Below are 18222 nucleotides of genomic sequence, written 5' to 3' on the forward strand. Positions count from 1 at the left end.
CCGATGTATTTCATTTTTGTGAAATCCATCATAAGTGCCCACACAGATGATTGATTGCGAATTGTTAAAGAGCGTGCGTCAGAAAATATCTCGATGACGCGAAGCTTGCGCTTCAGTGACACTTACGTTTGCAGCTTTCGCTTGCTTCCGTCTGTGTGGTGCGCATTATAGAGATCGTTTTAAATCGATCAAGATCTATTTTCAATAAAGATGATCGACTGCCTGTTTTTTAAACATTTAGGTATTAAACCGGCACTTTACGGTTATTTAATAAACATTCCTAGTCTTTATTACGATTTTATGTCGGCTAATTAATAGAACTGAGAACAGGTTTATACTTACGATTGCGTTTTAACTCTAATTGATAGAGAAAATTACCTAATTGGTTAAGAAGGGGCAAAGCAATTTCTTCAACCTGATAATTATCATCGTTTAGCACCTCGTTGTCATTTGCATAAACCACGGCACTTAGAAAAAACTCTATCTGATTTTTTACATCAACTATATAGGCTCCATCGATAACGTGGCCGTACGCCCATCCAGTCTTATTAAAAATCTTTATATGATCAGGCACATTTTGATTAACGCCACCAAACATTAAAAATTTTGAGTAGTTAGGCGGGAACGCTATGGCGTCATATTTTGGTTCGACACTAGAAGGCGGTAACATTGACATATAACGAAGGACGAAATCACGTTGTTGCTTACTAATATTGAAACGTTGATGAACGGGATAAAGCTCTGGAAATACGATGCGTTTAATAATGCCGTCGAAATCGGTTAGGCTTAAACGATTTTTATCGCTAAAGTCCATCGGTCGGTGAACCATTTTACCCGCAGCTATATATGCCTTACCTATAACCGGCTTATCACTATTAAGATACTGCTTCGTGGATGTACGCGCAGGTAGTTGAAACAGCACTTTGTTATTATCGTCAACAAACCGAATTGGATTATATGATCTATTCTGTTCTGGCGTAAAAGGCAGACTAAGCCGATGCGTAATTAAGGTGTTAGGTAAACCTTTAGCGGCCAGTGCATTGTTTATATAGTCTTGCCCCAACAGTTCATACAGCCGATTACTTGCATCATTATCACTAACGAGCAAAATTTTCTTAATATAGTGAGCGATGTTTGGCACGCCCTTAGAATTACTAAGGTCGGAGTCCTGAATAGTTTGCTCAGCCGATGCGCTATCAGTAAGCATAGTAGTAGTTGCCGAAATTCCAGATGCTTTATGTTGCTCAAGCCACTCTAAAGCGAGCAGCGATATAGGCAGTTTTACTGTGCTTGCAGGGTAAAAGTAATTTTGCTCATTCAGCCCTAGCTGATAGGTCGTTAATGTAGGCTGGTTATCATGATCGCGATCAACCTGAGTATAGATAATTTGTAATTTATATTTTTTTTGCTGTTGAACAACGTGATTTAAAATTGGGTAAGTTAATGCGGTATCTTTAAGCAAAGGCAGTAAGGGGTAAAATGTATCGTCGGCTAGGCAGAGATTAGCAAAAAGCGGGCTTAGCATTAATGCGCAAACAATTCGCCTGATCATGGTTAAGTTACTTTAAAGCTTGGCAATAACTCAATCATACGGTTTGTAATAAGTAAAAACAAACGGGCATAAAAAAACCGGACCTAAGTCCGGCTTTTAGTTAAACTATTGCTTATTCAGCAGCAGTTTCTTGAGTTGGTAACGCGTCCACATCTGCACGGTCAACTAACTCAATGTAAGCCATAGGTGCGTTATCACCGGCACGGAAGCCACACTTTAAAATACGAGTGTAACCACCTGGACGCGCGTTGTAACGCGGGCCCAGCACGTTGAATAACAAACCAACAACTTCTTTATCACGAGTACGGGCAAAAGCTAAACGGCGATTTGCAACGCTGTCATTTTTTGCCAATGTGATCAATGGCTCGATCACACGACGTAACTCTTTTGCTTTTGGCAAAGTCGTTTTGATGATTTCGTGCTTCACCAACGAACTTGCCATGTTGCGGAACATTGCCGTACGGTGGCTACTGTTCATGTTTAACTGACGACCACTCTTGCGATGGCGCATGATCTATTCCTTCTCACTAAACCAGAAACTGGTATCTGATTAGTCTTTGTTTACCAGGCTTGCTGGCGGCCAATTCTCTAAGCGCATGCCTAGTGATAAACCGCGTGATGCCAGCACGTCCTTGATTTCGGTAAGCGACTTTTTACCTAAGTTAGGAGTTTTAAGTAACTCCACTTCGGTACGCTGAACCAGATCACCAATGTACTGAATCTGCTCTGCCTTTAAGCAGTTAGCAGAACGAACTGTTAATTCCAAATCATCGACCGGACGTAACAGAATCGGATCAAACTCCGGTTTCTCTTCGCGTTTTTCCGGTTCGCTCTTGTCGCGCAACTCGACGAAGAATTCTAGCTGTTCGGCTAAAATTGTTGCTGCACGGCGAATGGCTTCCTCTGGCTCAACTGTGCCGTTGGTCTCCATATCGATGATCAGTTTGTCCAAGTCGGTACGCTGTTCAACACGCGCTGCTTCAACCGAATAGGCTATACGCTCTACCGGGCTAAAAGAGGCATCAAGTAACAGACGACCAATAGGACGCTCGTCATCATCTGAGGACAAACGCGCTGATGCAGGCACATAGCCGCGGCCACGTTCAACTTTAAGGCGCATACTGAATTCAGTTTCACCTGTAAGGTTGCAAATAACGTGCTCTGGGTTAACAATAACCACACCGTCGCCATGCTGGATGTCACCAGCTGTTACAGGGCCAGCACCTTTCTTCGTCAAAGTCAGAGTGACTTCATCTTTGTCTTCCAGGCGAACGGCAAGGCCTTTAAGGTTCAACAGAATATCGATGATATCCTCTTGGACACCTTCTTTGGCGCTGTACTCATGGAGAACGCCGTCTATTTCTACTTCAGTCACTGCACAACCTGGCATTGACGAAAGTAAAATACGACGCAACGCGTTGCCCAAGGTATGCCCGAAACCGCGCTCAAGTGGTTCCAAAGTAACTTTGGCACGAGTTGGGTTGATTTTTTCGATACCAACTAATCTCGGCTTAAGGAATTCGGTGACAGAACCCTGCATTGTATCCTCTCTTAACAATTAGCCTTACTTAGAGTAAAGCTCGACGATTAACTGTTCGTTGATGTCCGCAGACAGGTCTGAACGCTCTGGCAGACGTTTAAATACGCCTTCTAGCTTCGTTGTGTCTACTTCGATCCAAGTTGGTTTCTCACGTTGGCCAGCGATTTCTAGCGCAGCACCGATACGGGCTTGCTTCTTCGCTTTTTCACGTACAGAAATAACTTGTTCAGGTAATACAGCATGTGATGGCACGTTAACAACGCGACCATTTAACATGACCGCTTTGTGGCTTACCAGCTGACGTGCTTCAGCACGTGTGCTAGCCAGACCCATGCGGTATACAACGTTGTCTAAACGAGTTTCTAACAACGTTAATAGGTTTTCACCTGTATTACCTTTCAAACGAGCAGCTTCCTTGTAATAATTACGGAACTGCTTTTCTAATACGCCATACATACGACGTACTTTTTGTTTCTCGCGTAACTGTAAACCGTAGTCTGATAAACGACCGCGACGAGCGCCGTGCTGACCAGGTGCAGTGGTTAAGTTACACTTTGAATCAATTGCTCTTACGCCGCTCTTCAGGAACAGATCTGTACCTTCGCGACGACTTAGTTTGAGCTTAGGACCCAAATATCTTGCCATCTTCTTTCTCCAATAATCCGTGAAGCGCTGTAATTACACGCGACGTTTTTTAGGTGGACGACATCCGTTATGTGGGATAGGCGTCACGTCGGTGATATTTGTGATTTTATAACCAGCGCCATTCAGTGCACGAATCGCTGATTCGCGGCCTGGACCTGGACCATTCACAAACACTTCAAGGTTCTTTACACCATATTCTAACGCGGCAGTACCTGCGCGCTCTGCAGCAACCTGAGCAGCGAATGGGGTAGATTTACGTGAACCACGGAAACCTGAACCACCAGCTGTTGCCCAGCATAATGCATTACCTTGACGATCAGTAATCGTCACGATGGTGTTGTTAAAAGAAGCATGGATATGAGCCATACCGTCAGAAATTTGCTTTTTTACCTTTTTACGGGCACGAACTGGTGCTTTAGCCATGTTGAATCACCTTATTTCTTAATCGCTTTACGTGGGCCCTTGCGGGTACGCGCATTAGTTTTAGTGCGCTGACCACGAACCGGCAGACTACGACGGTGGCGTAGGCCACGGTAGCAACCAAGGTCCATTAAACGCTTAATGTTTAATGTGATTTCACGACGCAAGTCACCTTCAACGGTATACTTTGCAACTTCGTCACGAAGAGTATCTAACTGTGCATCAGTTAATGAGGCAATTTTAGTACTTTCTTCAATGCCCACTGCAGCTAAAATAGCTTTAGAGCGGGTCTTACCGATACCATAAACGTACGTCAAAGAGATGATCGCATGTTTATTATCGGGGATGTTAATGCCAGCGATACGGGCCACTAACGTTCTCCTTTAATAGAGTTTAAAATGTCAATTTGAAAAGCCCGTAAGGATACTCAAATTGCGCTTATATTGCAAACAATAACGGGGCTAAACTAAAAAGCTCAGCCCGCGGTATTATTTTTCTGCTATTAGCCTTGGCGCTGTTTATGCTTTGGCTCACTGCAAATCACGCGAACTACGTTGTTACGCTTGACTACTTTGCAGTTACGGCAGATCTTCTTAACGGAAGCTCGTACTTTCATAACTTAACTCCGCAAACTATCTTAACGGCTATAACCTTTAAGATTTGCCTTTTTAAGCACAGAATCATATTGATGTGACATCAAGTGAGTCTGTACCTGTGCCATAAAGTCCATAATAACAACAACGATAATCAGTAGTGATGTACCACCGAAATAGAACTGTACGTCCCACGCTACCATCATGAACTCAGGAACTAAACAGATAAAGGTAATATACAAAGCACCTGCTAAGGTTAACCGAGTCATTACTTTATCAATGTATTTTGATGTCTGTTCGCCAGGACGGATCCCAGGGATAAAAGCACCAGATTTCTTCAAGTTATCCGCTGTATCACGAGGGTTAAACACCAACGCAGTATAGAAGAAACAGAAGAAAATAATGGCGGCGGAGTATAACATCATATACAACGGTTGTCCCGGAGATAATGTTAATGCTAATTCCTGAAGGAAATTAGCCACCATGCCTTCACCTGAGCCAAACCAACTGGCTATTGTACCAGGGAACAGAATAACGCTAGAAGCAAAAATTGGTGGTATTACGCCGGCCATATTTACTTTTAACGGTAAATGGCTGCTCTGTGCAGCAAATACCTGACGGCCCTGCTGACGTTTAGCATAATTGACCACAATCCGACGCTGGCCGCGTTCAAAGAACACCACAAACCAGGTAATCGCGATTACGATCACACCTATTGCTACTAACAATAAAAAGTGCAAATCGCCTTGACGTGCCTGCTCTATCGTCTGACCGATAGCCGACGGGAAGCCGGCAACAATACCGGTAAAAATTAACAACGAAATACCATTACCGATGCCACGTTCTGTAATTTGTTCACCTAACCACATTAAAAACATGGTGCCAGTAACCAAGCTGATTACTGCGGTGAAGTAAAATGCAAAACCTGGGTTTATTACTAAACCTTGCATCATATTAGGCAGACCAGTGGCAATACCAATAGCCTGTAACGTTGCTAACCCTAACGTACCGTAGCGGGTCATCTGATTAATTTTGCGCTTTCCAGCTTCGCCTTCTTTTTTCAACTCAACCATTGCAGGATGAACTACCGTTAATAGTTGAATAATAATAGAGGCAGAGATGTAGGGCATAATACCCAGTGCAAAGACAGATGCACGCTCAAGTGCGCCACCGCTGAACATGTTAAACATTTCAACGATGGTGCCCTTTTGTTGCTCGAATAACTGAGCCAGCACGGCGGCGTCAATTCCAGGAATTGGCACAAATGAGCCTAATCGAAATACGATTATGGCCAGAAGTACAAATAGCAGACGGGCTTTCAGCTCGCTGAAACCGCCTTTTGCACTTCTTGAGTCAGAACCTGGTTTAGCCATCGCGTACTTTCCTTATTCTTCGACTTTACCGCCAGCGGCTTCGATAGCTGCACGCGCGCCTTTAGTTGCTCCTAAACCTTTTACGGTTACTGGACGAGTAATCTCGCCAGACAGAACAACTTTAGCGAACTTAACAGTACGAGAGATAATGTTAGCTTCCATTAGGCTTGCTAAATCAACTACATCACCTTTAACCGCTGCAAGTTCATGCAGGCGTATCTCGGCAGAAACCAAAGATTTCTGAGACGTGAAACCGAACTTAGGTAGACGCTGTTTCAATGGCATTTGACCGCCTTCGAAACCAGGACGTACTTTACCACCTGAACGTGATTTCAAACCTTTGTGACCACGACCAGCAGTTTTGCCTAAGCCAGAACCGATACCACGGCCTACACGGCGTTTTTCTTTCTTGGCACCTGGTGCTGGAGCAATAGTATTTAATAGCATCTGTTACTCCTCCACTTTAACCATGTAGAACACTGCGTTTACCATACCGCGAACTGAAGGTGTATCCTCAAGTTCAACAGTATGACCAATGCGGCGTAAACCTAACCCTATTAAGGTAGCACGGTGCTTCGGTAAACGACCGATACCAGACTTCAGTTGGGTTACTTTAATTGTTTTCTTAGCCATGGCAGATTACCCCAGAATGTCGTCAACGCGTAGACCGCGTTTAGCTGCTATTTGTGAAGGCGACTTAACAGCTGCCAGCGCATTAATAGTAGCGCGAACTACGTTGATTGGGTTAGTTGAGCCGTAACACTTAGAAAGAATGTGATGTACGCCAGCAACTTCAAGTACGGCGCGCATTGCACCACCGGCGATTAAGCCTGTACCTTCAGCAGCAGGTTGCATGTAAACATTCGAACCAGAGTGCACACCCTTAACTGGGTGATGCAAAGTGCTACCATTTAACTCTACTTGGGTCATGTTGCGACGTGCTTTTTCCATTGCTTTTTGAATAGCAGCTGGAACTTCACGTGCTTTACCATAACCAAAACCAACGCGACCATTACCGTCACCAACCACGGTTAAAGCGGTGAATGAAAATATCCGGCCACCTTTAACAACTTTCGACACGCGGTTTACTGCAACAAGCTTTTCTTGTAAATCAGATTGTTGTTTAGTTTCTTCGTTAGCCATGAGCTACTCCTAGAACTGAAGACCGGCTTCACGCGCCGCGTCAGCTAAAGCCTGTACGCGACCATGATACTGGAAGCCACTGCGGTCAAAAGCACAAGCAGTAACGCCTTTGGCTACTGCGCGTTCGGCGATCGCTTTACCTACAGCCTTAGCAGCGTCTACGTTACCAGAATACTTAAGTGAATCTTTAATTGAAGCTTCTAAAGTAGAAGCTGCAGCGATCACTTCAGCATTTGGTGCGATAAGCTGGGCGTAGATGTGACGTGGTGTACGATGTACAACCAAGCGATTCGCACCTTGTTCGATAATATTTCTGCGGGTGCGTTTGGCACGGCGCAGACGAGCAAGTTTCTTATCCATCGTCCTACCCTACTTTTTCTTCGCTTCTTTACGACGCACGTTTTCGTTTGCATAGCGCACACCTTTGCCTTTGTAAGGCTCTGGTTTACGGTATGCCCGGATGTTAGCGGCGACCTGACCAACTAATTGCTTGTCAGCACCTTTTACCATTATTTCTGTCTGGCTTGGTGTTTCAATTGTGATACCGTTAGGGATCTCAAAAGCGACTGGGTGAGAAAAACCCAGACTCAGATTTAACACTTTGCCTTCTGCTTTTGCACGGTAACCAACACCGACTAATTCCAGTTTCTGCGAGAAACCTTCGTTAACGCCTGTTACCAGGTTGTTGATTAAAGAACGGGCAGTACCCGCTTGTGCATTAGCGTCAGTGAAACCTTCGCGAGGTACAGTGCGTAACACATTACCTTCTACGACAATCTCAACAGCTGGGTTAACATCTAATGTTAACTCGCCATTTTTACCCTTAAACGACACTACCTGACCATTTTGCGTTAATGTAACGCCGGTTGGAATAGTGACTGGGGCTTTAGCTATACGAGACATAGATTACTACCTCCGTTACGCTACGTAGCCGATAATTTCGCCACCGATACCAACCTTGCGCGCAGCGCGGTCAGTCATTAGTCCTTTAGATGTTGACACGATGGCCACACCTAAACCGCCCATTACTTTTGGTAATTCGCCACGCTTCTTGTAGATGCGTAAACTTGGACGACTAACGCGATCGATAGTTTCAATTACAGATTTGCCCTGGAAGTACTTTAAAGTCACTTCCAGCTCTGGCTTAACATCACCAGAAACAGCGAAATCAGCGATGTAACCTTCGTCTTTTAATACTTTCGCAATAGATACCTTCATTTTTGAAGATGGCATCTTAACCGCAACTTTATTGGCTGACTGGCCGTTGCGGATGCGAGTAAACATATCCGCTACTGGATCTTGCATACTCATAGATCGTTACTCCCGTGATTCTTACCAGCTAGCCTTACGAAGGCCAGGAATTTCACCGCGCATCGCCGCTTCACGTACCTTGATCCGGCTCATGCCGAATTTACGAAGGAAACCGTGTGGACGACCAGTTACACGACAACGATTACGTTGGCGTGAGGGGCTTGAATCACGCGGCAATGTCTGTAACGCAAGAACGGCTGACCAACGGTCTTCATCAGAAGTCATTGGATTAGCAATCGCATCTCTGAGTTCATGACGCTTTGCAGCGAATTTGGCTACCAGTTGTGCACGCTTTACTTCACGTGCTTTCATTGATTGTTTTGCCATGACCCTACACCTTATTTCTTAAATGGGAAGTTAAACGCGGCAAGTAAAGCACGTCCTTCGTCATCGGTACGAGCGGTAGTTGTAATAGTGATATCTAAACCACGTACTGCATCAACTTTATCGTAATCGATTTCTGGGAAAATGATTTGCTCACGAACGCCCATACTGTAGTTACCGCGGCCATCGAATGACTTAGGATTTACACCACGGAAATCACGGATACGTGGAATAGCAATAGAGACTAAACGCTCTAAAAATTCCCACATACGTGCGCCACGCAGGGTCACTTTTGCGCCAATAGGGTAGCCTTCACGGATTTTGAAACCGGCTACTGATTTACGCGCCTTGGTCACTAATGGCTTTTGGCCAGATATAGCTGTTAAATCAGCTACAGCGTGTTCAAGGATCTTTTTATCAGCAACTGCTTCACCCACACCCATGTTGAGTGTGATTTTTACAATCCGAGGGACTTGCATGACGCTGGTGTAGCCAAACTGTTTAAACAGTTCTGGGACTACGGTGTCTTTATAAATTTCATGCAGTTTCGCCATCGTATTACTCCAATAGCAATTAAATTACTTCGTTATTCGACTTAAAGAAACGGACTTTTTTGCCGTCTTCAAGGCGGAAACCTACACGATCTGCTTTACCCGTTTTAGAGTTGAAGATCGCTACGTTTGAAACATGAATTGAGGCTTCTTTCTCAACGATACCGCCTGGCTGATTCAGAGCCGGTACAGGCTTCTGATGTTTTTTAACCAGGTTAACGCCGGAAACATAAACACGACCGTCAGCTACTAACACTTTAGTAACCTTACCGCGTTTACCCTTGTCCTTACCAGTAAGAACAATAACCTCGTCATCACGACGGATTTTACTAGCCATGGTGACTCCTTACAGTACTTCTGGTGCTAGAGACACGATCTTCATAAACTTGTCGCCACGAAGTTCACGTGTAACAGGTCCAAAAATACGAGTGCCGATCGGTTCCAGCTTGCTGTTTAACAACACTGCTGCATTGCGATCAAAACGGATTAATGACCCGTCTTGACGGCGTACGCCTTTGCGTGTACGCACCACCACTGCATTTAGTACATCACCTTTTTTTACTTTACCGCGAGGAATTGCTTCCTTAACAGTAACTTTGATGACGTCACCAATTGCAGCATAACGGCGATGTGAACCACCTAAGACCTTAATACACATTACGCTGCGCGCGCCGCTGTTGTCTGCGACTTCCAGCATAGATTGCATCTGGATCATCTTAGTGCTCCGCTATTCTACTATATAACCCTAACGGGTTACGCTGCTTACGAAAAAAACTACCCCTGATAAGAGGGCGCGTGATTATAACAGCACTCTTACAAAAAAGGTAGCGCAAAATAAAAACGGCTCCTGATGGAGCCGCTTTATATATCTTAATTACTTAAGATGCTTTTACGACTACTTCAACCAGTGTCCAAGACTTAGTCTTAGACAGCGGACGGCATTCACGAATAGTGACTACGTCGCCTTCTTTACACTGATTAGTTTCGTCATGTACGTGCAACTTGGTAGTACGCTTAATGAATTTCCCGTAAATTGGGTGTTTCACTGAACGTTCGATAGCAACAGTAATAGACTTGTCCATTTTGTCACTGATTACTTTACCTTGCAGCATACGAGTATTAGTTTCGCTCATTACGCACCTGCCTTCTCGGTTAAGATAGTCTTAACGCGCGCGATATCACGACGCACCTGCTTAAATAAATGCGTTTGAGCTAACTGACCGGTAGCTAATTGCATGCGCATATTAAACTGCTCACGTAATAGACCAAGTAATTCAGTGTTCAACTCTTCAACACTTTTCGCTTTTAATTCGCTGGCTTTCATCACATTACCGTCCGCGTTACGAAGGTTGTCTTAAATGGAAGCTTAGCAGCAGCTAATGAAAACGCATGACGTGCTAACTCTTCAGACACACCGTCCATTTCGTATAGTACTTTGCCAGGTTTAATCTGACATACCCAATACTCAACAGAACCTTTACCACTACCCATACGCACTTCTAACGGCTTTGACGTCATTGGTTTGTCTGGGAACACACGGATCCAGATTTTACCAACACGCTTAACAGCTCGTGTCATTGCCCGACGTGCAGCTTCGATTTGACGTGAAGTCATTTGACCACGTTCTACAGATTTCAGTGCGTAAGTACCGAAAGATACTTTGTCGCCAACCAAGGCTAAACCACGGTTACGACCTTTGTGCACTTTGCGAAATTTTGTACGTTTTGGTTGTAACATCGCTCAATACCCCTACTTAGCCTTACGTGCCGGTTTTTTCGGCGCTTTAGGCTGGTTATTAGTGTTGGCGTTGTTAGCGTTGTTGTTCAATGGCAGAGCGCCTAAGATCTCGCCTTTGAAAATCCACACTTTTACACCAATGATACCGTAAGTAGTCAATGCTTCAGAGGTATTGTAGTCGATGTCAGCACGCAGTGTGTGCAAAGGCACACGGCCTTCACGGTACCACTCTGAACGAGCGATTTCTGCGCCACCTAAACGGCCGCTAACTTCAACTTTGATACCCTTGGCACCGATACGCATGGCGTTTTGTACCGCACGCTTCATAGCGCGACGGAACATTACGCGACGCTCTAACTGGCTACTGATAGAATCAGCAACAAGTTTAGCATCCAGCTCAGGCTTACGAATTTCAGAGATGTTAATCTGAGCAGGTACGCCAGCGATGGCTGCTACTTGCTTGCGGATTTTTTCAACATCTTCACCTTTTTTACCGATAATCACGCCTGGACGAGCGGTGTGAATAGTCACACGGATGCTTTTCGCAGGGCGTTCAATATCGATCCGGCTTACTGACGCGGCTTTCAGTTCTTTTGTCAGATACTGACGAACTTTAAAGTCACCGTTTAAGAAATCCGGGAAGTCTTTCGTATTCGCGAACCAGGTTGAGCTCCACGGCTTAGTGATACCTAGGCGAATACCATTAGGATGTACTTTCTGTCCCATTTCTATCTCCTAGTTATCAGCTACAACCACAGTGATGTGGCTAGTACGCTTGACGATACGGTCAGCACGACCTTTAGCACGTGGCTTGATACGTTTCATAGACGGACCTTCATCAATGAAGATTGTCTTAACTTTTAACGTATCAATATCCGCACCTTCATTGTGCTCCGCGTTAGCAATGGCTGATAAAAGAACCTTTTTTACTAACTCAGCAGCTTTTTTCGGGCTGTAAGTTAATACATTCAACGCCTTATCTACCGCTAATCCACGCACCTGGTCAGCAACCAGACGAGTTTTTTGAGCAGAAGAACGGGCAAATTTGTGTTTAGCTAATGCTTGCATCATTTACCCCTTTTTAGCGTTTCTTGGCCTTTTTGTCGGCTGCATGACCACGGTAAGTACGAGTAGGTGCAAATTCACCTAACTTGTGACCAACCATCTCTTCCGAGACGAACACAGGTACATGTTGACGACCATTATGGACAGCGATGGTCAAACCGATCATATCAGGTATGATCATTGAACGACGGCTCCAAGTCTTTATAGGCTTCTTGTCACCGCTTTCCAACGCTTTCTCTACCTTCTTCAGCAAGTGAAGGTCAATAAATGGACCTTTCTTGAGAGAACGTGGCATGGCAATTCCTCACAAATTATTTATCACGACGACGTACGATAAGTTTATCAGTACGCTTGTTTGAACGAGTTTTGTAACCCTTCGTTGGTACGCCCCATGGTGTAACTGGGTGACGACCACCAGAAGTTTTACCTTCACCACCACCGTGTGGGTGATCAACCGGGTTCATTACTACACCACGTACGGTTGGGCGAATGCCACGCCAGCGCATTGCACCAGCTTTACCGTATTGACGTAACATATGTTCCGCGTTGCCGATCTCACCGATAGTAGCGCGACAATCTGCTAATACTTTACGTACTTCGCCACTGCGTAAACGCAGCGTCACGTACTCACCGTCACGAGCCAGAATTTGTACGAAGCCGCCAGCAGAACGTGCTAACTGACCACCTTTACCTGGTTTCATTTCGATGTTGTGTACTACCTGACCTACTGGGATATTACGTAGTGGTAAGGTGTTACCGGTTTTGATTGGTGATTCCATACCTGAAACCACTGTATCACCCGCTTTCAAGCCTTTAGGGGCCAGAATGTAACGACGCTCACCGTCTGCGTATAACACCAGTGCGATGTTAGCGGTACGGTTTGGATCGTATTCCAAACGTTCAACTTTGGCTGGAATGCCATCTTTGTTACGTTTGAAGTCAACTAAACGGTAATGCTGCTTATGACCACCACCGATATGACGGGTAGTGATACGACCGTTGTTATTACGACCACCAGATTTTGAATTTTTCTCTAACAAAGGAGCATAAGGCTTGCCTTTGTACAGGTCTGGGTTAACCACTTTTAATACGTGGCGACGACCTGGTGACGTAGGTTTACACTTTACAAGTGCCATTTCCTAACTCCTCTTCTTACTCAGCGCCGCCAACGAAATCGATTTCGCTGCCTTCTTTAAGAGTCACGTAAGCTTTTTTCCAATCGCTACGCTTGCCCGTACGCGCACCAGTGCGCTTGGTCTTACCCTTAACGTTAACAGTACGCACACCAACTACTTCAGTTTCAAACAGTTTTTCAACTGCTGCTTTAACGTCAGCTTTAGTTGCAGTAGTGGCTATTTTGAAAACGACTGTATTGTGTTTTTCTGCAGACACGGTGCTCTTTTCAGAAACGTGTGGTGCCAGAATAACTTTCAGTAAACGTTCTTCGCGAATCATGCTAATAGCTCCTCAAGTTGCTTAACTGCAGCTGCAGTCATTACTACTTTGTCGAAGGCGATTAAGCTGACCGGGTCAATACCGTGTACGTCACGTACGTCAACCTTGTACAGGTTACGTGCAGATAAAAACAAGTTCTCATCTACTTCGTTAGTCACGATTAACACGTCTTTTAAGTCCATTGATTTTAACTTTGCAGTTAATTCTTTGGTCTTAGGCGTATCAACAGTGAAATTTTCCACTATGATTAAACGCTCTTGACGTACTAATTCAGACAGGATGCTTTGGATCGCACCACGATACATCTTACGGTTTACTTTCTGGCTGTGATCTTGTGGCTTAGCCGCAAATGTAACACCGCCTCCGCGCCAAATTGGGCTACGGATTGTACCGGCACGCGCGCGGCCAGTACCTTTTTGACGCCATGGCTTCTTGCCGCCACCGCGTACTTCAGAACGTGTTAACTGAGCACGAGTACCTTGACGGGCACCAGCTGCATAAGCAACAACGACCTGATGTACCAAAGCTTCATTAAACTCACGTCCAAAGGTAGCTTCGGAAACTTCAAGAACGCCTTGAGCGTCTCGTAATGCTAATTCCATCACTTATCTCCTCAGACGTTAGCTTTTAACAGCTGGTTTAACGATAACGTCGCCACCGATAGCGCCAGGTACTGCACCTTTAACTAACAGCAAGTTACGCTCTGCGTCTACACGAACCACTTCAAGTGACTGTACAGTTACCCGTTCAGCACCCATGTGACCAGCCATTTTTTTACCTTTGAATACTTTACCTGGTGATTGGTTTTGACCAATAGAACCTGGTACACGGTGTGACAAAGAGTTACCGTGAGTAGCATCCTGAGTACGGAAATTCCAGCGCTTTACAGTGCCTGCGAATCCCTTACCTTTTGATGTGCCAGCGACATCAACTTTTTTCGTTTCTGCGAAAATTTCAACCGTAATTTCGCTGCCAACAATTATGTCAGCACCTTCGTTGTCTTGTAGGCGGAATTCCCACAGACCACGACCAGCGTCCACACCAACTTTTGCAAACAGACCTGAGTCTGGTTTGTTCAGGCGGCTTGCCTTTACAGAACCAGCAGTCACTTGCAGTGCGCTGTAACCGTCAGTTTCTGCTGTTTTAACAGCAGTTACGCGGTTTGGTGTCGCTTCGATTACGGTTACTGGAATTGAAACGCCGTCTTCAGTGAAGATGCGAGTCATTCCCACTTTACGACCGACTAGACCGATAGCCATTTCCTAAACCTCTCTATAAACCTGTCTGATTAGCCCAGGCTGATTTGAACGTCAACGCCAGCAGGCAAATCTAAACGCATCAGCGCATCAACAGTTTTTTCTGTTGGCTCAACGATGTCGATTAGACGCTTGTGGGTACGGATTTCGTACTGATCACGTGCATCTTTATTTACGTGAGGAGAAATCAATACAGTGAAACGTTCCTGGCGGGTAGGAAGTGGAATAGGACCACGAACCTGTGCGCCCGTACGCTTAGCTGTGTCAACGATTTCCATAGTTGACTGATCGATCAAACGGTGATCGAACGCTTTCAGACGGATGCGAATCCTTTGATTACTCATGTATCAAAGCCTCAAAGAGCAAAAAGAGCAAATATAAACACAAACAACCAGACCCTATAAGGGTGATGTTTATGCACCTAAGTTACGTTTGCTCCCCAATCGGGAGCACTGTAAGCGTTAAACAACTCTAAAGTTTATCTAACGAGCCAGTCCGAATTACATTGACTGGCCGCGCATTATACTTAAATCAAAATATAACGCAAGCATTGGCTATAAAACGCACTACAAAATATCGTTTAACTCAAAGCCAATACCAAACCGTGTTACTGAGCGGTTGTAATCAATTAGGCTTTCACCGTAACCGTTAAATAGCTCAGCATAGAAGCGAATATGGTTATTCAGCGGGCGTGAATACGACAAACGTACAGCACCTTTATTATCACTTTGTAGATTGTTCCGCACCATCATGCGCCAGGTTGCTGTGTCTTGCTTGTATGCGGCAGATAGCTCGAACCAGCCCATATATTTGGTAATATCTGGGTTGTCGTCGCCCTTCGGATCATCAATGCCGTGTTTTACCGGCTCTTTAAAACGGTAATAGGGTTCAAAATTAATAAACACATTACCAATAGACGTTACCCAACTTAGTTTAAGCCGGTTCCAGCTGCGCGATAATTCACCAGAACGGCCATTTGACTGATGCGATAAGCTTAAGCTGATAATACGACTAGCCGCTTCTTCAACATTAGCGTAATGCGGAAACACCAGCATTAGCTCAGGTTCGTAGTTTGTTTCACGAAACGGTGATGACACATCGCTGTTATAAGCTTGCCAATAGGCTTGTTGCGTAAAAGCAAAGAACAAATAACCTTGCCCGTTATAAACCTGTGACCAAATAGGCGTTTTTAAACTTAGTTGAAATTTGGCTTCGACATTATCTGCGGGGGCCGCGACACCATCACGAACAATTAAGTCCGCAATGCCACCAACATAGGTAAAAGGCATAAGGTAATTATTATGATGTGGCATTAACGTAAAGGGCGAATAACTGTCCCATTGCTCGGCTTTTAATCTTTTATCTAAAGCATCTGCAGCTGAAGCACTAAATACGCATAACATTAAACAACCGAGCAGATACTTCATAGCATTCCTAATAGTTAAAATTGGTCAATCGTTAATGTATCTAAGGGCGCTGAATCATGGCTTAACAATGCAAATAGCCCTTCGGCTTTCGGCAATATCCGCGTAAAGAAATAAGCAGCAGTTTGCTGCTTAGCACTTATAAACGCTTCAGTATGCAGCTCACTATTCAGAGCGGACAGGCTTTTATACCACATATAACCATAAAGCACATTTGACACTAGCGCTAAAAAGTCGCACGCATTTGCACTTTGTGCGCGCGTATTTCGCACCAACAAAGTCGCAGCAGTAGCTTCAAGCTTGGTTATATAATCGGCTAAAACTAAACACTGGGCGATCGGTTTAGCTAAGACTTCAGCTTTAATCTCAGCTAGCAATGCTAATAACACCACGCCTTGATCGTGCGCTACTTTACGTAACATAAAATCAGCGGCTTGGATGCCATTTGTACCCTCATAAATTTGTGCAATACGCGCATCGCGTACTAATTGTTCCATACCCCACTCTTTGATATAGCCATGGCCACCAAATATTTGTTGTGCCGTAACGCAAGCCTCGAAACCTTGATCGGTCATAAAAGCTTTGGCAATCGGGGTTAGCAAATTAGCTCGGTCTGCGGCAACAGGGCAATTATCGTATTTAGCTTTATCTAGTAACGACGCAACCCAGGTAGCAAAAGTACGGCCTGCTTCATTCATGGCCTTAATATTTAATAACATCCGCCTTACGTCAGCATGGCCAATAATAGCCTCGGCTTTATTACCGTCTTTCTCTGTAATACGCCCCTGCAAGCGCTCTTTGGCATAGCCTAATGCATTTTGATAAGCTCGCTCTGCCGCACCTAGGCCTTGACTGCCCATGGATAAACGTTCGTAGTTCATCATGGTAAACATACAAGCTAAGCCACGATGCGGTTCACCAATTAAATAGCCTTTAGCATCATCGAAATTAAGCACACAGGTTGCTGAGCCGTTAATGCCCATTTTGTGCTCCAGTGAGCCAACGGTAATATTATTACGCTCTGCAGGTTCACCAGCCGCATCAGGTAAGAATTTCGGCACTAAAAATAGTGAAATACCGCGACTACCCGCTGGTGCATCCGGTAGTTTCGCTAACACCAAATGGACAATATTGCTTGTAAGCTCGTGATCACCCGCGGTAATGAAGATTTTGCTACCATTAATTAAGTAACTGCCATCGCTGTCACGTTTAGCGGTGGTGCGCATAATGCCAAGATCAGAGCCGGCGTGCGACTCGGTTAAGCACATAGTGCCAGACCATTCGCCACTGTACATTTTGGGTAAGTATAACGCTTTAGTTTGTTCGTCTGCATGTTGCAGCAGGGCAACACAGGCACCAGCAGTTAGCCCTTGATAAAGTGAAAAGGCAATATCAGCACTGCACAGCATTTCATCTACCATCATTGATAGCGCTTTTGGCATGCCCATACCACCATACTGTGGGTCACCACTTAGCGCTGTCCAACCGCCTTCGCTTAGGCTTTGGTAAATTTTATGATAGTGCTCCGGTAATTTAACTTTACCATCGACCAGTTTAGCGCCTTGTTGATCAGCAATAGCCGAGAATGGTGCAATTTGCTGTTCGCAAATTTTTGCTGCTTCTTCAATTATGGCTTTAGTAGTATCAATGTCGACGGTATCGCTTAATGCAGCTTGCTGGCTCCAATACTGGTCTAATTGCCATACGTTAAATAAGTTAAAATAGATGTCGGTAATCGGGGCTTGGTATTGGCTCATTGCGCTTGTCTCATCTGCTGGACGGATGAGTTTAATATGGCACAGCTTAGGTTTTCAAACAAGCGTTTGAATAATG

31 protein-coding genes are annotated in these 18222 nt (G+C 44.8%); all 31 read right to left on the reverse strand.

Annotated elements, in window-relative coordinates; genetic code table 11:
* Window positions 1-307: 307 nt before the first annotated feature.
* Window positions 308-1525, reverse strand: coding sequence for a serine hydrolase (locus MN199_RS14340; protein WP_335739903.1), 1218 nt, complete (start codon window positions 1523-1525; stop codon window positions 308-310).
* Between the two features lie 139 nt (window positions 1526-1664).
* Complete coding sequence (gene rplQ, locus MN199_RS14345) at window positions 1665-2063, reverse strand: 50S ribosomal protein L17 (protein WP_335739904.1); 399 nt, start codon at window positions 2061-2063, stop codon at window positions 1665-1667.
* A 39-nt stretch (window positions 2064-2102) separates the two neighbouring features.
* A complete protein-coding gene (locus MN199_RS14350; RefSeq protein WP_132585935.1) occupies window positions 2103-3092 on the reverse strand; it encodes a DNA-directed RNA polymerase subunit alpha in 990 nt (329 codons plus the stop codon).
* Window positions 3093-3116: 24 nt separating this feature from the next.
* Window positions 3117-3737 carry a 30S ribosomal protein S4 gene (gene rpsD, locus MN199_RS14355; RefSeq protein ID WP_132585938.1) on the reverse strand — a complete coding sequence of 207 codons (621 nt, stop codon included), beginning with the start codon at window positions 3735-3737 and terminating at the stop codon, window positions 3117-3119.
* A 33-nt stretch (window positions 3738-3770) separates the two neighbouring features.
* Window positions 3771-4160 carry a 30S ribosomal protein S11 gene (gene rpsK / locus MN199_RS14360; protein ID WP_132585941.1) on the reverse strand — a complete coding sequence of 130 codons (390 nt, stop codon included), beginning with the start codon at window positions 4158-4160 and terminating at the stop codon, window positions 3771-3773.
* Between the two features lie 11 nt (window positions 4161-4171).
* Window positions 4172-4528, reverse strand: coding sequence for a 30S ribosomal protein S13 (rpsM, locus tag MN199_RS14365; protein ID WP_132585944.1), 357 nt, complete (start codon window positions 4526-4528; stop codon window positions 4172-4174).
* 131 nt (window positions 4529-4659) lie between these two features.
* On the reverse strand, window positions 4660-4773 hold the full coding sequence (rpmJ, locus tag MN199_RS14370) for a 50S ribosomal protein L36 (protein WP_132585947.1): 114 nt from the start codon (window positions 4771-4773) through the stop codon (window positions 4660-4662).
* Window positions 4774-4794: 21 nt separating this feature from the next.
* A complete protein-coding gene (secY, locus tag MN199_RS14375; protein WP_132585950.1) occupies window positions 4795-6123 on the reverse strand; it encodes a preprotein translocase subunit SecY in 1329 nt (442 codons plus the stop codon).
* Window positions 6124-6135: 12 nt separating this feature from the next.
* Complete coding sequence (gene rplO, locus MN199_RS14380) at window positions 6136-6570, reverse strand: 50S ribosomal protein L15 (RefSeq protein ID WP_132585953.1); 435 nt, start codon at window positions 6568-6570, stop codon at window positions 6136-6138.
* A gap of 3 nt (window positions 6571-6573) precedes the next feature.
* Window positions 6574-6756 carry a 50S ribosomal protein L30 gene (gene rpmD, locus MN199_RS14385; RefSeq protein ID WP_132585956.1) on the reverse strand — a complete coding sequence of 61 codons (183 nt, stop codon included), beginning with the start codon at window positions 6754-6756 and terminating at the stop codon, window positions 6574-6576.
* Between the two features lie 6 nt (window positions 6757-6762).
* On the reverse strand, window positions 6763-7266 hold the full coding sequence (gene rpsE / locus MN199_RS14390) for a 30S ribosomal protein S5 (RefSeq protein ID WP_132585959.1): 504 nt from the start codon (window positions 7264-7266) through the stop codon (window positions 6763-6765).
* Between the two features lie 9 nt (window positions 7267-7275).
* Complete coding sequence (gene rplR, locus MN199_RS14395) at window positions 7276-7626, reverse strand: 50S ribosomal protein L18 (RefSeq protein WP_132585962.1); 351 nt, start codon at window positions 7624-7626, stop codon at window positions 7276-7278.
* A gap of 9 nt (window positions 7627-7635) precedes the next feature.
* Window positions 7636-8169: a 50S ribosomal protein L6 gene (gene rplF / locus MN199_RS14400; protein WP_132585965.1), complete on the reverse strand. Its 534-nt coding sequence runs from the start codon at window positions 8167-8169 to the stop codon at window positions 7636-7638.
* A gap of 15 nt (window positions 8170-8184) precedes the next feature.
* Window positions 8185-8577, reverse strand: coding sequence for a 30S ribosomal protein S8 (rpsH, locus tag MN199_RS14405; protein WP_132585968.1), 393 nt, complete (start codon window positions 8575-8577; stop codon window positions 8185-8187).
* 21 nt (window positions 8578-8598) lie between these two features.
* Window positions 8599-8904, reverse strand: a complete 306-nt coding sequence (gene rpsN / locus MN199_RS14410; protein ID WP_132585971.1) for a 30S ribosomal protein S14 — start codon at window positions 8902-8904, stop codon at window positions 8599-8601.
* An 11-nt stretch (window positions 8905-8915) separates the two neighbouring features.
* Window positions 8916-9455 (reverse strand): 50S ribosomal protein L5, encoded by a 540-nt coding sequence (gene rplE, locus MN199_RS14415; protein WP_132585974.1) that lies wholly within the window; start codon window positions 9453-9455, stop codon window positions 8916-8918.
* 19 nt (window positions 9456-9474) lie between these two features.
* Entirely contained in the window at window positions 9475-9789 is a 315-nt protein-coding gene (rplX, locus tag MN199_RS14420) for a 50S ribosomal protein L24 (RefSeq protein ID WP_335739905.1), read from the reverse strand.
* A gap of 9 nt (window positions 9790-9798) precedes the next feature.
* Window positions 9799-10167: a 50S ribosomal protein L14 gene (rplN, locus tag MN199_RS14425; RefSeq protein WP_132585980.1), complete on the reverse strand. Its 369-nt coding sequence runs from the start codon at window positions 10165-10167 to the stop codon at window positions 9799-9801.
* 163 nt (window positions 10168-10330) lie between these two features.
* On the reverse strand, window positions 10331-10585 hold the full coding sequence (gene rpsQ / locus MN199_RS14430) for a 30S ribosomal protein S17 (RefSeq protein ID WP_132585983.1): 255 nt from the start codon (window positions 10583-10585) through the stop codon (window positions 10331-10333).
* Window positions 10585-10776: a 50S ribosomal protein L29 gene (gene rpmC, locus MN199_RS14435; protein WP_132586849.1), complete on the reverse strand. Its 192-nt coding sequence runs from the start codon at window positions 10774-10776 to the stop codon at window positions 10585-10587. The genes rpsQ and rpmC overlap by 1 nt, the downstream gene beginning before the upstream one ends.
* Window positions 10776-11189 carry a 50S ribosomal protein L16 gene (gene rplP, locus MN199_RS14440; RefSeq protein ID WP_132585986.1) on the reverse strand — a complete coding sequence of 138 codons (414 nt, stop codon included), beginning with the start codon at window positions 11187-11189 and terminating at the stop codon, window positions 10776-10778. Before rplP ends, rpmC begins: the two co-directional genes overlap by 1 nt.
* A gap of 12 nt (window positions 11190-11201) precedes the next feature.
* Complete coding sequence (rpsC, locus tag MN199_RS14445; protein ID WP_132585989.1) at window positions 11202-11915, reverse strand: 30S ribosomal protein S3; 714 nt, start codon at window positions 11913-11915, stop codon at window positions 11202-11204.
* Between the two features lie 9 nt (window positions 11916-11924).
* The gene (rplV, locus tag MN199_RS14450; protein WP_132586851.1) at window positions 11925-12257 is read right to left on the reverse strand and encodes a 50S ribosomal protein L22; all 333 of its coding nucleotides are present in this window, start codon (window positions 12255-12257) and stop codon (window positions 11925-11927) included.
* Between the two features lie 13 nt (window positions 12258-12270).
* Window positions 12271-12549, reverse strand: coding sequence for a 30S ribosomal protein S19 (rpsS, locus tag MN199_RS14455; protein ID WP_019677720.1), 279 nt, complete (start codon window positions 12547-12549; stop codon window positions 12271-12273).
* A gap of 16 nt (window positions 12550-12565) precedes the next feature.
* Window positions 12566-13390, reverse strand: coding sequence for a 50S ribosomal protein L2 (gene rplB / locus MN199_RS14460; RefSeq protein ID WP_132585992.1), 825 nt, complete (start codon window positions 13388-13390; stop codon window positions 12566-12568).
* Between the two features lie 16 nt (window positions 13391-13406).
* Window positions 13407-13709 carry a 50S ribosomal protein L23 gene (gene rplW / locus MN199_RS14465; protein ID WP_132585995.1) on the reverse strand — a complete coding sequence of 101 codons (303 nt, stop codon included), beginning with the start codon at window positions 13707-13709 and terminating at the stop codon, window positions 13407-13409.
* Window positions 13706-14311 carry a 50S ribosomal protein L4 gene (gene rplD / locus MN199_RS14470; RefSeq protein ID WP_132585997.1) on the reverse strand — a complete coding sequence of 202 codons (606 nt, stop codon included), beginning with the start codon at window positions 14309-14311 and terminating at the stop codon, window positions 13706-13708. Before rplD ends, rplW begins: the two co-directional genes overlap by 4 nt.
* An 18-nt stretch (window positions 14312-14329) precedes the next feature.
* Entirely contained in the window at window positions 14330-14968 is a 639-nt protein-coding gene (gene rplC / locus MN199_RS14475; protein ID WP_132586000.1) for a 50S ribosomal protein L3, read from the reverse strand.
* A gap of 29 nt (window positions 14969-14997) precedes the next feature.
* Window positions 14998-15309, reverse strand: coding sequence for a 30S ribosomal protein S10 (gene rpsJ / locus MN199_RS14480; RefSeq protein ID WP_008899121.1), 312 nt, complete (start codon window positions 15307-15309; stop codon window positions 14998-15000).
* Window positions 15310-15531: 222 nt separating this feature from the next.
* Window positions 15532-16392: a phospholipase A gene (locus tag MN199_RS14485; RefSeq protein WP_132586003.1), complete on the reverse strand. Its 861-nt coding sequence runs from the start codon at window positions 16390-16392 to the stop codon at window positions 15532-15534.
* Window positions 16393-16406: 14 nt separating this feature from the next.
* The gene (locus tag MN199_RS14490; RefSeq protein WP_335739906.1) at window positions 16407-18146 is read right to left on the reverse strand and encodes an acyl-CoA dehydrogenase family protein; all 1740 of its coding nucleotides are present in this window, start codon (window positions 18144-18146) and stop codon (window positions 16407-16409) included.
* Between the last annotated feature and the right edge of the window lie 76 nt (window positions 18147-18222).

The organism is Rheinheimera metallidurans (assembly GCF_036983985.1).
In the GTDB taxonomy this organism is placed as follows: Bacteria; Pseudomonadota; Gammaproteobacteria; order Enterobacterales; family Alteromonadaceae; genus Alishewanella; species Alishewanella metallidurans.

Coding starts and splice junctions, on each gene's coding strand:
- MN199_RS14340 (WP_335739903.1), bottom strand. CDS start 1,525: ATGCTAAGCCCGCTTTTTGCTAATCTCTGCCTAGCCGACGATACATTT.
- rplQ (WP_335739904.1), bottom strand. CDS start 2,063: ATGCGCCATCGCAAGAGTGGTCGTCAGTTAAACATGAACAGTAGCCAC.
- MN199_RS14350 (WP_132585935.1), bottom strand. CDS start 3,092: ATGCAGGGTTCTGTCACCGAATTCCTTAAGCCGAGATTAGTTGGTATC.
- rpsD (WP_132585938.1), bottom strand. CDS start 3,737: ATGGCAAGATATTTGGGTCCTAAGCTCAAACTAAGTCGTCGCGAAGGT.
- rpsK (WP_132585941.1), bottom strand. CDS start 4,160: ATGGCTAAAGCACCAGTTCGTGCCCGTAAAAAGGTAAAAAAGCAAATT.
- rpmJ (WP_132585947.1), bottom strand. CDS start 4,773: ATGAAAGTACGAGCTTCCGTTAAGAAGATCTGCCGTAACTGCAAAGTA.
- secY (WP_132585950.1), bottom strand. CDS start 6,123: ATGGCTAAACCAGGTTCTGACTCAAGAAGTGCAAAAGGCGGTTTCAGC.
- rplO (WP_132585953.1), bottom strand. CDS start 6,570: ATGCTATTAAATACTATTGCTCCAGCACCAGGTGCCAAGAAAGAAAAA.
- rpmD (WP_132585956.1), bottom strand. CDS start 6,756: ATGGCTAAGAAAACAATTAAAGTAACCCAACTGAAGTCTGGTATCGGT.
- rpsE (WP_132585959.1), bottom strand. CDS start 7,266: ATGGCTAACGAAGAAACTAAACAACAATCTGATTTACAAGAAAAGCTT.
- rplR (WP_132585962.1), bottom strand. CDS start 7,626: ATGGATAAGAAACTTGCTCGTCTGCGCCGTGCCAAACGCACCCGCAGA.
- rplF (WP_132585965.1), bottom strand. CDS start 8,169: ATGTCTCGTATAGCTAAAGCCCCAGTCACTATTCCAACCGGCGTTACA.
- rpsH (WP_132585968.1), bottom strand. CDS start 8,577: ATGAGTATGCAAGATCCAGTAGCGGATATGTTTACTCGCATCCGCAAC.
- rpsN (WP_132585971.1), bottom strand. CDS start 8,904: ATGGCAAAACAATCAATGAAAGCACGTGAAGTAAAGCGTGCACAACTG.
- rplE (WP_132585974.1), bottom strand. CDS start 9,455: ATGGCGAAACTGCATGAAATTTATAAAGACACCGTAGTCCCAGAACTG.
- rplX (WP_335739905.1), bottom strand. CDS start 9,789: ATGGCTAGTAAAATCCGTCGTGATGACGAGGTTATTGTTCTTACTGGT.
- rplN (WP_132585980.1), bottom strand. CDS start 10,167: ATGATCCAGATGCAATCTATGCTGGAAGTCGCAGACAACAGCGGCGCG.
- rpsQ (WP_132585983.1), bottom strand. CDS start 10,585: ATGAGCGAAACTAATACTCGTATGCTGCAAGGTAAAGTAATCAGTGAC.
- rpmC (WP_132586849.1), bottom strand. CDS start 10,776: ATGAAAGCCAGCGAATTAAAAGCGAAAAGTGTTGAAGAGTTGAACACT.
- rplP (WP_132585986.1), bottom strand. CDS start 11,189: ATGTTACAACCAAAACGTACAAAATTTCGCAAAGTGCACAAAGGTCGT.
- rpsC (WP_132585989.1), bottom strand. CDS start 11,915: ATGGGACAGAAAGTACATCCTAATGGTATTCGCCTAGGTATCACTAAG.
- rplV (WP_132586851.1), bottom strand. CDS start 12,257: ATGCAAGCATTAGCTAAACACAAATTTGCCCGTTCTTCTGCTCAAAAA.
- rpsS (WP_019677720.1), bottom strand. CDS start 12,549: ATGCCACGTTCTCTCAAGAAAGGTCCATTTATTGACCTTCACTTGCTG.
- rplB (WP_132585992.1), bottom strand. CDS start 13,390: ATGGCACTTGTAAAGTGTAAACCTACGTCACCAGGTCGTCGCCACGTA.
- rplW (WP_132585995.1), bottom strand. CDS start 13,709: ATGATTCGCGAAGAACGTTTACTGAAAGTTATTCTGGCACCACACGTT.
- rplD (WP_132585997.1), bottom strand. CDS start 14,311: ATGGAATTAGCATTACGAGACGCTCAAGGCGTTCTTGAAGTTTCCGAA.
- rplC (WP_132586000.1), bottom strand. CDS start 14,968: ATGGCTATCGGTCTAGTCGGTCGTAAAGTGGGAATGACTCGCATCTTC.
- rpsJ (WP_008899121.1), bottom strand. CDS start 15,309: ATGAGTAATCAAAGGATTCGCATCCGTCTGAAAGCGTTCGATCACCGT.
- MN199_RS14485 (WP_132586003.1), bottom strand. CDS start 16,392: ATGAAGTATCTGCTCGGTTGTTTAATGTTATGCGTATTTAGTGCTTCA.
- MN199_RS14490 (WP_335739906.1), bottom strand. CDS start 18,146: ATGAGCCAATACCAAGCCCCGATTACCGACATCTATTTTAACTTATTT.